This is a genomic window from Shewanella sp. UCD-KL21 (genome assembly GCF_001957135.1).
GTDB lineage: Bacteria > Pseudomonadota > Gammaproteobacteria > Enterobacterales > Shewanellaceae > Shewanella.
Genome location: NZ_MPHK01000002.1, coordinates 204,389 through 218,850, shown reverse-complemented (window position 1 = coordinate 218,850; position 14,462 = coordinate 204,389). Strand labels below are relative to the sequence as shown.

General features: G+C 43.0%; 10 protein-coding genes. 7 read left to right on the top strand and 3 right to left on the bottom strand.

Features of this window, described 5'->3' with window-relative positions:
* Window positions 1-43: 43 nt before the first annotated feature.
* The 3 genes from BM739_RS02885 to BM739_RS02875 are packed head-to-tail and all read right to left on the bottom strand — an operon-like array spanning window position 44 to window position 3,977.
* On the bottom strand, window positions 44-1,027 hold the full coding sequence (locus BM739_RS02885) for a sugar kinase (protein ID WP_076537082.1): 984 nt from the start codon (window positions 1,025-1,027) through the stop codon (window positions 44-46).
* Window positions 1,028-2,515, bottom strand: a complete 1,488-nt coding sequence (locus BM739_RS02880) for a UxaA family hydrolase (RefSeq protein ID WP_076537332.1) — start codon at window positions 2,513-2,515, stop codon at window positions 1,028-1,030. It abuts the gene before it with no gap.
* Window position 2,516: 1 nt separating this feature from the next.
* Window positions 2,517-3,977, bottom strand: a complete 1,461-nt coding sequence (locus BM739_RS02875; RefSeq protein ID WP_076537080.1) for a tagaturonate reductase — start codon at window positions 3,975-3,977, stop codon at window positions 2,517-2,519.
* Window positions 3,978-4,165: 188 nt separating this feature from the next.
* On the opposite strand from BM739_RS02875, the gene kduD reads away from it, so the two are divergent.
* The 7 genes from kduD to BM739_RS20345 all read left to right on the top strand — a co-directional run bounded on the left by kduD (window position 4,166) and on the right by BM739_RS20345 (window position 14,141).
* Window positions 4,166-4,927 carry a 2-dehydro-3-deoxy-D-gluconate 5-dehydrogenase KduD gene (gene kduD / locus BM739_RS02870; protein WP_076537078.1) on the top strand — a complete coding sequence of 254 codons (762 nt, stop codon included), beginning with the start codon at window positions 4,166-4,168 and terminating at the stop codon, window positions 4,925-4,927.
* Between the two features lie 54 nt (window positions 4,928-4,981).
* Window positions 4,982-5,827, top strand: coding sequence for a 5-dehydro-4-deoxy-D-glucuronate isomerase (kduI, locus tag BM739_RS02865; RefSeq protein ID WP_076537076.1), 846 nt, complete (start codon window positions 4,982-4,984; stop codon window positions 5,825-5,827).
* 89 nt (window positions 5,828-5,916) lie between these two features.
* A complete protein-coding gene (locus tag BM739_RS02860; protein WP_254843457.1) occupies window positions 5,917-6,840 on the top strand; it encodes a TRAP transporter substrate-binding protein in 924 nt (307 codons plus the stop codon).
* A gap of 10 nt (window positions 6,841-6,850) precedes the next feature.
* Window positions 6,851-7,333 carry a TRAP transporter small permease gene (locus BM739_RS02855; RefSeq protein WP_076537072.1) on the top strand — a complete coding sequence of 161 codons (483 nt, stop codon included), beginning with the start codon at window positions 6,851-6,853 and terminating at the stop codon, window positions 7,331-7,333.
* Window positions 7,333-8,631 (top strand): TRAP transporter large permease, encoded by a 1,299-nt coding sequence (locus BM739_RS02850; protein ID WP_076537070.1) that lies wholly within the window; start codon window positions 7,333-7,335, stop codon window positions 8,629-8,631. The genes BM739_RS02855 and BM739_RS02850 overlap by 1 nt, the downstream gene beginning before the upstream one ends.
* A 204-nt stretch (window positions 8,632-8,835) precedes the next feature.
* Window positions 8,836-9,858 carry a LacI family DNA-binding transcriptional regulator gene (locus tag BM739_RS02845; protein WP_076537068.1) on the top strand — a complete coding sequence of 341 codons (1,023 nt, stop codon included), beginning with the start codon at window positions 8,836-8,838 and terminating at the stop codon, window positions 9,856-9,858.
* 569 nt (window positions 9,859-10,427) lie between these two features.
* Complete coding sequence (locus BM739_RS20345; protein ID WP_083698044.1) at window positions 10,428-14,141, top strand: CBM35 domain-containing protein; 3,714 nt, start codon at window positions 10,428-10,430, stop codon at window positions 14,139-14,141.
* Window positions 14,142-14,462: the final 321 nt, after the last annotated feature.

Sequence of the window (14,462 nt, the reverse complement as noted above, 5' to 3'; positions counted from 1 at the left end):
CCCCACCAACGTTTACCCCCGAGAGTCTGAACCCTTCATATCTTCATATAGGCAACAAAGTGTCGTTTTCCGCGACATGACTGCCGATGTAAATCTTCTTAGGATCAATTTCCACAATTGCGCCTGTTTGAGCAATCACTTGAGCAGCGGTGAAGTTGCCTGCTAGAGCACAATTAGCAAAAGGCTCACCTTGTAGCCAGTAGCAAAGAAAACCTGCATTAAATGAATCTCCTGCAGCAGTTGTGTCAACAACATGGGTGACCGGCTCGGTAGGGTAATGCTGAGTTTCTATTATCCCTGAGCTATTTTGATGGCTAATATGACAACCGTTGGCACCATCTTTTATGACGAGCAGCGACGCACCTTGTTGATGCAGTCTTTGACGAGCAAAGCTGAGGCTTTTATCTCCCCAAAGCAGTTGCTCATCTTCAAATGTGACTAAGGCTAGACTCGACATTGCCATGACAGCTTTCATCCGTTGCTGACATGCTTGCTTACTTGACCACAAACTTGGTCGGTAATTGCTGTCGAAGATCAGTTTTACCCCTTTTTGAGTCAGCCTTTTAAGTTTTAACAATAGGTATTGTGCATCTTCTGAGGGCAATATTGCCAAGGAGATGCCTGACAAATAAATGGCATCAAACTTTGCTAAATCATCAATAACTGAGTTGAATTGCAGATGCTGAACCATATACTTTGCCGCGGAGTCATTTCGCCAATACTGAAAAGTGCGTTCGCCATCAGGGGTGTTTTGGATGAGATATAAGCCTGCATTTTTGTGGGGGTTAAGTAACACTTTGTCGACTAAAATACCATGGGATAACCAGCGATCGATCAGGGCAATGCTTAATGTATCTGTGCCCATACTTGACACAAAGCTAACATCCATTGTATCGGCTGCCAGTTTTTTTAAGTAAATGGCCGTATTCATCACATCACCGCCAAAGTGCTGTTGCATGTCACCAAATACTTGGCCTTTAAGTTCAATCATGCATTCGCCAATCACGGCTATTTTTAAACTGCTCATTTATAAAGTCACTCCCTTTTTCCAGATAGCGACTTCTCTAATGTCATTTTTTTCATTACAGGTTGGTTGGCCGTTCACTATGGCAACTAACAGTTGTAAAAATTCCGCATGCACTTGTTCCATATTGGCATCATTAATTAATACCCCTGCATCAAAGTCAATCCAGCGGGGTTTTCTTTGTGCTAATTCAGAATTAGTAGACATTTTTAGGGTTGGCACAAAGCCGCCATAAGGCGTTCCTCGCCCCGTGGTAAATAGCACCATATGACATCCACAGGCCCCAAGTGCGCTGGTGGCTATAGGATCATTGCCGGGCGCAGTGAGTAAGTTAAGCCCGGGTGTACTGAGGCGCTGGCCATATTTCAATACCGCCTGAACTTTACTGGTACCGGCTTTTTGGGTACAGCCTAATGATTTATCTTCTAAGGTGGTGATGCCACCGTCTTTATTACCCGGTGATGGGTTTTCGTAAACCGGTTGATTATGGTCTTTGTAATAACGCTTAAAGCCATTAACCATGTCTACTAAGTCATAAAAGGTGGCTTTGTCTTTACAGCGCGACATTAAAATGGTTTCAGCGCCGAACATTTCTGGCACTTCAGTGAGTACTGTGGTGCCGCCTTGGGCGATAAGATAATCTGAAAAATAGCCTAATAATGGATTAGCTGTAATACCTGAAAGACCGTCACTGCCGCCACATTCTAAACCAAACTTCACTTCACTTAAGCTGCCCGTTACTCGTTTGTCTTGGCGCATTTCGGCATAGATTGCTTCAAGATGGGCCACGCCTTCTTCAATTTCATCTTCCGCTGTTTGGGTGAGCAAAAACTTGACTCGTTTGTCGTCAAATTTGCCCAGTCCTTCTTTAAATACCGAGATTTGATTGTTCTCACAACCAAGTCCAACAACAAGAGCGCCACCGGCATTCGGGTGTAGTACCATATTTTGTAGCAATATTCGGGTGGTTTCTAAGTCATCGCCAAGTTGTGAGCAACCAAATTGATGGGGAAAAACATGCACGCCATCAATAGCGAGATCAGGGTTACGGGCTAAAAAGGTTTTGGCCATTTGTGCAATCATGCCATTGACGCAACCTACAGTTGGGATCAGCCAAATTTCGTTACGAATGGCGACATCACCATTAGCACGGCGATACAGCATTACCTCTGGCGACGATTTAGCTTCCGCTGCCGTGATAAAGTCAGGTTGATATTGATAGCCGAGCTCATCGTTCAAGGTCGTTTTAATGCTATGGGTATGTACCCAATCACCTAGAGCAATATCGTGCACTGCGGTGCCAATGGGCGCACCATATTTGATCACTTTAGACTTAGCAGTTATCGCTTTAAGGGCGATTTTATGGCCTTTTTTAATATCATGGTTAACGCAGAGGCTTAACTGATCAATATTGAAGGTTTCCCCTGCATTGATATCCCTAAGTGCAATGGCTACATCATCTAACGGGTGCAGTTTAATTATGTCTTTCATATTAAAGGTCATCCAATGCCGCGGTCATCGTGGCAACAACACCATTGGCCATAAGCGATTCAAGGTTGTTGGTGACTTGCGCTGTGAATCCGTCGAGTTGATTTAAATCTTGTCCCCAGTGCCAGCTTGCCCCTAATACTTCAGTCACTAGGTAGCCAACAGTTATATCACCTGCAGCAACTTGGCTCCAAAGATCGTTAAATAATGATAACCATTGTTTATTATCGCTAAGGGCAATGACTTCGCCATCACGTAAGCCGCGGTAAAACCACATCTGTCCGGCAAAGGCCAGCGCCATCATTGGTGGCACAGATTGGCTGTTTTTAAGGTACAGGTTTAGCTGCGGCACAATACGGGTGGTGTATTTGGTCATGCTATTTAGCGAAATAGACAGTAATTCGTGGTAAATATATGGATTACGAAAGCGGTTCATCACATCTCGGGCAAAGGAGTTAAGCTCATCTTCGGGTAGTGATAGTGTTGGAATAATTTCCCGGTAGATAAGCTGGTTCAAATATTGTTCAAATAATGGCTGCGCTAAGGTTTCGCCAACCGAGTCAATATTTGCCATATAAGCAAGCGGTACGACTGCGGTGTGAGCCCCATTTAGAATAGCCACTTTACGCTGTTTATACGGCGAAATGTCATCAACAATTTTGATATTCAGTGTACTGCCATGTAAACAAAGCAAATCGGCAAGGTGTTTAGGTCCTTGAATCACAAATAGATGAAAGTGCTCTGCAGTCACCATGAAGTTATCTAAATAACCCACTTCTTGTTGTAATGACTCATGTTCGCTGCGGGGAAAGCCTGTCACAATACGGTCGACTAAGGTTGAGCAGAAATGATTGGCGTGGTTAAGCCAAGTGACAAATTCAGCCGGCAGTTGCCATAGCTGGGCATATTGATGGACGATTTGTTTTAACTTTTCACCGTTGTAATCAATTAACTCACAGGGAATCATGACCAAACCTGCGCTGTCAGCACCATTGAAGTGCTGGTATCGGCGGTATAGCCATTGCGTTAGTTTGGCCGGAAAAGTGCTTGCGGGGGCATCGTCTAGTTTATCTTGCGCATTATAATCAATGCCTGCTTCTGTGGTATTAGAGAAAATCAATTTAATATCAGGGTTTTCAGCTAATGCTAAATAGCGGCTGAAATCTTTATAAACTGGGATTTCTTCATTAATACAAGAGATTATCCGTTTGTCTGAAACGGTCTCACCGTTTTCATTTAGGCCGCGAATAATAGTGGTGTACAAACCATCTTGGGTATTCAGTAAGGGTAAAGTGTCATAATCGATAGGTCGAATGACGCTAACACCTGCCTGCAAGTCCGTTGTTTCATTAAGTATATCTATTTGCCAATCAATAAATGCCCGTAAAAAATTCCCTTCACCGAATTGCATAACCTTTGTAGGGTATTGGTTTTTATTAAAGTTTTTTCTATTGAGTTGTAGCATGGCATTCCCTTAATGACACTTGAATTGCATTTAGTTTACGACCTAATGCCACCGGTGGCAAATAAAATTTGACAAATTGCTACCGGTGGCGAAGAATGTGCCTTAACAAGAGCGCTAAGTCGAGTTAACTTGGTGGTAACAGTTTGTTGTGTAAATGCTTGTTTTCAAATCTAACAGGAATAATCAGGATGACAGAATTATTTAACCTGAGTGGCAAGGTCGCACTAGTCACTGGTGCTAGCCGCGGTTTGGGTCAACAAATCGCTCTCGGTTTAGCCAAAGCGGGTGCAACAGTAATTTGCAGCAGTTCACGTGAGCATGGATGCGATGACACCTTGGCACTTATTGCCGGTGCAGGTTTACAGGCAAGTCAGTGTTATGCCGATTTATCGAAAGCGGAAGATATACGCCATATGAGTGAGCAAGTTCTGGGGCAAGTGTCAGCGATTGATATTTTAGTCAATGTCGGCGGCACGATATATCGCCAGCCGGCTGTGGATTATGACTATGAAGAATGGCAGCGGGTCATGCGAGTCAATCTTGATGCTAGTTTTTTACTTGCCCAAGCTGTTGCGCCAGCAATGATGACCAAACAACAAGGAAAAATTATCAATATTGCCTCAATGTTGTCATACAGCGGCGGCATGACAGTACCTGCTTACACCGCAAGCAAGCATGCGGTAGCGGGATTAACCAAGGCGTTAGCGAATGAGTGGGCAAGTCAAAACATACAAGTTAATGCGATAGCTCCAGGGTATTTTCGTACCGATAACACCCAAGCGCTGCAAGATGATGCACAACGCAATGCCGAGATTGAAAAGCGTATTCCTGCTGGACGCTGGGGAGAGCCGGAAGATTTAGTTGGCGCAGCAATATTTTTAGCCTCAAGTGCTAGCGACTACGTTAATGGTCATATTTTGGCGGTTGATGGTGGCTGGTTGGCTCGTTAACAGCACAAGTATTTAGTTTGATAACACAGCTAAATACGTAATAAGGAGATAACAATGAGTTTAACGGAAGTGGAAACCCGCTATGCAGTGGGCCCAAATGAAGTGAAAGGCTTCGATACAAATCAATTACGCAATGAATTTTTGGTAGATAAACTAATGCAACCTAATCAGGTTTATTGGGTTTATAGTCACTACGAACGCTTTATGGTGGGCAGTGCTGTGCCAACCGTTCAGCCGTTACAGTTAGAAACCTTAGAGCCATTAAAAGCGGCCACTTTCTTACATGGTCGTGAGCTTGGGGTTATCAATGTGGGTGGGCAGGGCACCATTACCGTTGATGGCACCTGTTACTCGTTAAATTATCAAGATGCGCTTTATATTGGTAAAGATAATCAACAGGTTATTTTTGCCAGTGATGATGCTGCTACTCCTGCGAAATTTTATTTAAACTCAGCGCCAGCCCACCATGCTTATCCTACTCAATTGGTGACCAAACAAGACGCCAACGTGCTTCATCTTGGCAGTTTAGCGACCTCAAATGAGCGTGATATTCGCCAAATGCTTATTAGTACTGTGGTAAAAACCTGCCAATTACAAATGGGCCTAACGGCATTAAATACTGGGAGTGTGTGGAACACCATGCCAGCCCATCAGCATGATCGTCGCAATGAAGTGTATTTCTATTTTGAAGTGCCTGAATCACAAGCGGTATGTCATTTTATGGGCCAGCCCCAAGAAACTCGCCATATTTGGGTACATAACGAACAAGCCGTTATTTCACCTCCTTGGTCGATTCATGCCGGTAGCGGTACCCAAAATTACAGTTTTATTTGGGGTATGGCTGGCGAGAATTTGGATTACGATGATATGGATAAATATCAACCCAATGAGCTGCGCTAATCTGGTCATTTTTAACAACCATAGAAGTGATAAAAATGAAAAATAATCTTCTTTTTAAATTTGTTGCCATCGCGGGTGTGTTTTTTTTAATGAGCTGTGGCAGTAGTAATAAAAAAGTCACCTTAACTTTAGCTCACACCTTGGATACGCGTCATGTGGTGCATTTGGCGATGGAACATATGGCTAGCCGGTTACATTATTATTCGGCTGGTTCAATGGAAATCGTCATTTATCCTAATGGTCAACTGGGATCTGAGCGGGAGTTAATCGAGCTACTGCAAATTGGTAGTTTGGCGATGACCAAGGTTTCAACTAGTCCATTAGAAGGCTTTGTGCCAGAAATGAAGCTGTTTGGTATTCCTTATTTGATGCGCGATCGTGAGCATTTTTGGCGTGTATTAGAGGGCGAAATAGGTCAGTCATTATTGGAAAAAGTCAAAGTTGCCAGGCTTAAAGGTATGGGTTACTACGATGCCGGTAGCCGCAGCTTTTATACCACTAATGCGCCAATTAATACGCCAGACGATCTGCTTGGTAATAAGATCCGAGTGGTCAATAGCCCTACTGCCGTTAGCATGGTGCAGGCTTTAGGTGGCGCTGCTGCACCAATTTCTTGGGGGGAATTGTATGCCGCACTGCAGCAAGGGGTGGTTGATGGCGCAGAGAATAACCCGCCTAGCTATTATCTTTCTCGTCACTATGAAATTGCTAAATATTACAGCCTTGATGAGCACACCTTTGTGCCTGACATTATTTTGGCCAGCTTGCCGGTATGGAATGGCTTAACCGCGCAGCAACAGCAATGGTTATCAGCAGCGATGGCTGACTCTGTGGTTTATCAAAAGTCATTGTGGCAAGAAGCCTCTGATCATGCCTTAGCGCAGGTCCAAGCGGCTGGCACGATTGTAAGTTATCCAGATAAAGCGCTTTTTCAAGCGAAAGTAGAACCCTTTCATCGCTCATTTGATGGGACTGTAGTGGGTGAACAAATAGTCAAAATCAAATCAATGTAAGGGATATAACATGCAAAGTTTGATGTCTTTGATTAACCAATTGCTAGAAAAGGTGCTCATTACCTTAATGGCGGCAATTGTGGTGGTGGTGACTTGGCAGGTGTTTTCGCGATTTATTTTGCAATCACCGAGCTCATACACTGAAGAATTAGCACGATTTTTACTGATCTGGATTGGGGTGTTGGGGGCGGCCTATGCCTATAAAAATAAAGCTCACCTAGGGTTAGATATCCTCGTTGAGCGTATTCCTGAGCAGTCAAAGTGGCCCGTTTTGGTACTTATTGAGCTACTGGTGATTGTGTTTGCTGCGAGTATTCTAGTTTATGGTGGCTCTTTATTGGTATGGATGACCTTGGATCTGAATCAGATTTCAGCGTCCTTGGAAATTAAAGTTGGGCTGGTATATAGCGTACTGCCTTTATCAGGCGTGCTGATACTCATGTATTGCGTGACAAATATTAGCAAAATACTCGCAGAGAAAGGAGCAGCATAGTGGACATGACTTCATTGGTTTTAGTGGTTAGCTTTTTTGCCCTGCTGTTATTGTATGTACCTATTTCAGTGTGTATTGGGCTGGCGACCTTATTTGCCGTATTGCTGCACATCGACTTTACCCCAGCAACCATCACCATTGCTCAGCAGTTGGTTGGTGGTATTGATAGTTTTGCTTTACTGGCCATTCCATTTTTTATTTTGTCAGGGCTGATTATGGGGCAAGGCGGTATTGCCAAACGTTTAATTGAGTGTGCAATGGCAATTATTGGCTCGCTTCCCGGTGGATTGGCGCTGGTGAATGTGATGTCTTGCATGCTATTTGGGGCTATTTCTGGCTCAGCGGTAGCCGCGACATCGGCCATTGGTAGCTTTATGGTACCGGAAATGAAAAAGCACGGTTATGATGCTAACTTTTCTGCTGCCGTAACTGCGACAGCCGCCACCACAGGGATGTTGATCCCGCCGAGTAATATTCTTATTGTTTATGCAATTGCCAGTGGTGGGGTATCGATTGCCGCCTTGTTTATTGCAGGCTATGCACCAGGGCTGCTTGTGGGGTTAGCATTGATGGCGGTTTGTTCAGTCTATGCTATTCGTAAAAAGTACCCGGTAACGGCAAGGCTGCCGTTAAAGGTAGCTTTTGGTAAAGTGATTGCCGCGTTACCTTCAATGTTGCTTATTTTTATTGTGATTGGCGGCATTATCGGCGGAGTGTTCACCGCGACTGAAGCTGGTGCTGTATCAGTACTGTATGCTTTCTTTTTGTCAGTGGTGATTTATCGGGCGATTAATATTGCCGATTTACCAAAACTACTGCTTAAAGCCTGTGAAACTACAGCGATTGTGATGTTGATTATTGGCGCGTCATCAGCCATGTCGTGGTTGTTGTCCTATGCCCATATTCCGCAAACGGTCAGTGATTTTTTCTTAACCTTAAGTGATAACCCTTTGGTGGTGCTGTTACTGATTAATTTGATTTTAATCCTAGTTGGTGCCTTTATTGATATGACACCAGCGGTATTAATTTTTACGCCGATATTTTTACCGGTAGCTGAGCAGTTTGGTATGTCACCGATCCAATTTGGCATTATGATTGTACTCAATTTATCCATAGGGTTGGTTTCACCGCCAGTGGGCAGTGTGCTGTTTGTGAGTTGTGCGGTGGCAAAAACCTCAATTCACAACATTATTCGTCCGATGCTTCCGCTGTATTTAGTGATGTTTATCGTATTAATGTTGGTTACTTACGTGCCAGCCATTAGTGAAACATTACCAAGACTATTTGGCTTACTTTAAGGTCACTCAATGCATATGAGCGGGTCACAACGCGATAGGGTCATGTGACCTGTTAATCTGTTTTTTTGTTAATCTAACGTCTGTTTTTTGATTATGCTTGTGTGTTTTGATTATGCATTGGGGTTGTTTTGTTAAACAAGCAATTATTTGGAACCCCATTATGGCAATGCTACAATGCATTTATGATGTTTTAAGGGCTTTTTTATGGCTGTGACAATTAACGATGTCGCTAAACTTTCTGGCGTATCTAAACGCACCGTTTCTAGAGTAATAAACCGCTCTCCCTCGGTGGGCGAAGCTACGCGCGAGCGTGTGCTAAAAATAATACATGATCTTAATTTTTCGCCTGACAAACAGGCGCGAGGCTTGGCCTCTAGTCGTTCGTATTTATTGGGTTTGATTTACGATAACCCCGATGCATTGTATATCGATCAAGTGCAGCGTGGCGCTTTAGATGTATGTTCGGAGTTGGGCTATGAACTTGTTGTGCATCCTTGCCAGTCTAAAGCGATTGATTTTATAGCTGATTGTCTAAGCTTTATCTCCCGTTCAAAGTTAGATGGTGTAATTATTCTACCCCCAGTATCAGAAAATAAAGCCTTAGCAGCAGCTATTTGTCAGGCAGGTTGCCATTATATCCGTTTGGCATCTGTTGATTTAGATGATCATCAAAACACGGTTGTGTGTGATGAACGTTCAGCGATGAAAGAAATGGCCACTCATTTGGTGTCGTTGGGCCATAAAGATATTGGATTTATTTCAGGACCACATTATTTCAAGTCATCAATGGAGCGTATGGAAGGCTTTGTGTCCGCGCTTGAAGAATGCGGTGTAAACATATCCAGCAATCGTATTATTGAGGGGCGAAATAGTTATGAAAGTGGGATTGTATGTGCAGAGCAGTTATTAAGTGGCCCAGTAAAGCCGACTGCCATTGTAGCCAATAATGATGAAATGGCTGCAGGGGCATTAAGAGTGGCGCATAACTTGAAATTGTCGGTACCTGATCAATTGTCAGTGGCTGGTTTTGATGACAACATCCTTGCATCTAGAATTATTCCTTCTTTGACAACAATTTGCCGTCCTGTTGAAAATATGGCCAGCTTAGCGGTGCAAAAACTAATTAATATGAGTCAAAGCGACGATAGCATGCCATTAAAATTAACTAAAGCGATTACCCCCGTGTTAATTTGCCGTGAGTCGACTGGAAAGCGCACAGAAAATTAATAGCATTTCTTAATGCTATTAATCTTGTTCAGTTAAGTCATTTTGCGATAATAAAATAGCGGTTCTTTTGTCCAAATTGTTTATCAATGAAATCCGATAATATGTATTATCGGATTTTTTATGGCTGCTTGCTGCAGCGCTTTTATTCATAGGAGGCTAGCAATGTTTAGCGCTTATCCTAATGGGTTGATGCTGCCTAAATCCGGTTTTTAAAAGTATTTAAAGCTTCAAATGATTGATCTTTATACTTACAACGAATAGACTACAATAGAATTTTGTAAAAAAAACACAAATAAGCAACCGCAATTGCCACCGGTGGCAATTGTTGGGCATAAATGGTGCAACAAAATTTCACTGAGTAATCAACCTTATTACAGAATCGTTCGGCAGTATCTGTATCAGGAACAAGGTTTATAAAAGAGTCAGAATCTTATCGTAAATGCCACCGACAGCATTTGTATTAGGGGGTTAAGATTCACTAGAAAGAGGTTATATTTACCCACAAATGCCACCGGTGGCGATTGTGGGTGTCATCTCTTGATTCTAAAATAATGATATTAAGGATTAACATGAACAAAATAACGATGCTAAAGCATTCATTTAGTTTAGGGATACTAGCTAGTGCGATGCTTAGCGGTCTATCCAGTGCAGCGCAATATGGTTTTTCTACTGAAAATGGCGGTACAACAGGTGGCCAAGGCGGTGCAGTTATCAAAGCGACAACGGGGACGCAAATACATGCAGCTATCTGTAATCGTGCCGCTGATGACACGCCACTGATTATTCATGTGGAGGGGACAATCAATCACGGTAACACGTTCAAACAAAGTGGTAGTTGTAATACCGCTGATGGGGTGATTGAACTGAAAGAAATTAGTAATATATCCATTATTGGTGTGGGTAATGGCGCATTATTTGACGAGCTAGGTATTCATATACGTAATTCATCAAACATCATTTTACAGAATTTACATGTTCGTAATGTTAAAAAGTCAGGCTCGCCTACGTCAAATGGGGGTGATGCTATTGGGATGGAAAATAATGTCTCAAATGTCTGGGTCGATCATGTAACTTTAGAGGCGCAAGGTGGTGAAAGTGACGGCTATGATGCTTTATTTGATATAAAGAACAACACCAAGTATGTCACGCTTTCTTATAGTATTTTACGTAATTCAGGTCGTGGTGGCTTAGTGGGCTCTAGCTCAAGTGACGATCAAAATGGTCCGGTGACATTTCACCATAATATTTATCAAAACATTGACTCAAGAGTACCATTATTTCGTGGTCGCCTAGCTCATACTTACAACAACCATTTTAACGGTATCAATAAATCAGGCATTAACTCACGCATTGGCGGTGAAATTAAGGTCGAACACAACTACTTTGAAAAGGCGAAAGATCCCTTAGGCACTTTTTATACTAACGATAAAGGCTATTGGGAAGTTAACGGAAATATTTTCACCGATACAGTGGTATGGACCGAAGATGGTGATGATAATCACCCAGCAGGGCCTAATCCTGTTTCAACCACATCGGTAAATATTCCTTACAATTACGTGATGGACGATGCCAGTTGTGTCAAAAATATTCTTGCTGCCACGGCTGGTGCAAACAAAGGCATTAAAGTCTCTGATGGTAGCTGTTCTGCAGTTGATCCAGTTGATCCAGTTGATCCAGTTGATCCAGTTGATCCAGTTGATCCAGTTGATCCTGGCAATGGTGATGTGATTAATACAGGCGAAAACTTCTCGCTCAGTGCTGGTTCTGATGGTAGTTCAAAAGGCACTGGCAGTTATGGTAGTGTGCGTGACGGTAACTTAGATACTTACTGGTCACCCACCGGCTCAACGGGTCGGATTTCGATTAAAAGCTTAAGCAGCCCAATTAATACAGTGCGGATTATCGAAGCTGATGGCTCACAAGGCACAATTGGGGTGTGGAGCCTGATTAATAACGATAATGGCGATACTTTATCATCGGGCAATGGCATTAATGATTATATAAGTTTCGCTCAAACCTCCCTGTCTAAAGTCAATTTTGTCATTGAGTCAGCTTCAGGTACCCCTAAGGTTGCAGAGTTTGAAACTTACCTCGCTACCTTTACAACCCCCGTTGAACCTGTAGATCCGGTTGATCCTGTCATTCCCGGTTCAGTTAGCGCATCGGCAAGTGTATCGGGTAGTGACGTTACCGTAAGTTGGAATACGCAAGACATTAATGTAAGCGGGCGAGAGGTTTACCGTGATACTGATGCTAATTTATCTGGCCGAGTGCGGATTGCATCAGGGTTAACCGGTGATAGTTTCACTGATTACAATGTGGCAGATGGCAGTTATTATTACTCGGTGAAAATCACCGGTGATGATGGTACTAAATACAACTCCTCAGCCATAGCGGCCAATGTACAAACCGGCTCAGCGGTGACAGAAATATTTGAAGAAAATGATGATGGGTTTTGCTCTGTTGATGGCGCGATAGAAAACGATCACAGTGGTTATAATGGTGTCGGCTATGCCAATACGGATAATGAGTCAGGTAAAGGCGTGGACTATGCTATTTCAGTGCCTGCAGCTGGCAGCTATAGTATCTCGTTCCGTTATGCTAATGGTGATAGTGATCGCCCTGCAGCCTTGTTAATTAATGATACTTTAGCAGCCAGTTTAGCGTTTGCAGGAACCGGTACGTGGAGTGCATTTACATCAACTAGCGAGATAAGCGTCCAGCTAAATGCGGGCGACAACCTTGTGCGCTTGCAAGCGACAGGCAGCAGTGGTTTAGCCAATATTGATAGCTTAGCGGTAACTGGTATTGCCCCAACGGCAGGAGACTGTAATGGCGGCGGGGTGATTATTGACCCTCCAGTTGACCCTGTCGATCCCATTGATCCTGTATACCCTAATGCTGAATGTGCTGATTTAATTAATAATGATTCAATCAACTGGCGTGAGTCATCGTTGCAATCTGATCAGCAAATCATTCAATGTTTAGCTGAATCATTAGGGACAGCTGTGGGCTATGGCGAAAGAGCCACTGGCGGTTACAACCCAAATGGCGGCAGTAAGCTGGTTATCATTACCAATGATAAACCGGAAGATCAAATCTTGGCGGCAATTTCATCAAGCAATCATAACTGGATTGTGTTTGATAAAGATGACTTTGCTAACGAAACGGCAATTATGATGTATCGTCCATATTGTGCCAGTAGCTCAATGCAATCGGCATTAGGTGTGAATGAAGCGACCTGTCGTGATCCCTATGCTTGGTGTGCAGCTAAAGGAGTATCGAGCTCTAACTGTTTAGTCACTTTTTTTAATGACGAATTAAATGACAGCAGCCTGCCGGTACGTAACTATTTAATCGATAGTAATACCACTATTGATGGGCGTGGAGCTAAAGCCACCTTTACCTTTAACGGTTTTAAAATTGGTTCTGATAGTAGTGGTGCATCGACCCATCAATCAGAGAATGTCATCATCACCAACAATAAATTTGTGGGTGTAGGTCATACTGAAGATCATAATCTTGACCCTGATATGATCCGCTCGACCGGCGAATCTCATGATATTTGGATCCACCAAAATACCTTTGACACCACTGGCGATTCTGCCTTTGATGTTAAAGTTGGCGCACACGACATCACTGTATCATTTAATAAACTGCTTAACGTTAAGCGTGCAGCTTTACATGGCTCAAGCGATAGCCGCCCTGTAAACCAACAAATCACTACCACTATCCATAACAACTTGTTTGTTACCACGGATGATAATTTTGGGTCTAGCTCATATAACACCATGCGTCGAGTGCCATTACTACGTCGTGGCCAAACACATATGTTTAATAACGTCTTTTATGGTTATCGTAAAGACGTTATGAGCTTACGCGTTGGTGCAAGAGCATTACTGGATGACAACTTGTTTATGAACCCAATTGATAACTCAAAAGGTGATGATTTAGCCGATTGGGATTTATCGTTATTTGATGACGCCATTCAAGATGGCGCGTTAGAAATCAATAACAGCTACGTATTTGAATCTGATTCAACTTGTAGTACTTCTGGTGGCTCAGCATCGCTAGATGTTGCGCAAGGCAGCGTGCCCAATATGCTAGCAGATTATAATTCAGCATCTAAAAATGCGATTAATAGTAATAAGCTAAGTGTAGGTACAGACTTACGTAACTACGTGATGGCTGCGGCGGGTAAAGGAGGTAAAACGCCTTGGTTGTCGAGCTACAGCGAAGGTAAAAATAATATTATTGCAGCTGCGCCTAATAGTTGCCAGTAATCTAATATTACCTGTAATCTCATGCTGATATCGCGGCTAATACTAGCCGCGATATCATTTCAAAGCGCCTAGCTCATTGGTATGTGAGCTAGGCGCTTTATAGTCTGTAATGTTTTACTCATACAAGCACTCATACAAGCACTTATACAAGTAGTTTTGCTGTCGCACCATTAGTTGTTATGAATGTCAGCTTACATTTCCCTGCGCCCTTTAGCGGCAAATAATTTAGCGACTTTGTATCAGTTTCTCAATAGTATGGTGCTCAGCAACTTGTTCTCAGAATGGGAGAATGCGCTATACGAGGGGTATGTATTCAAGGGG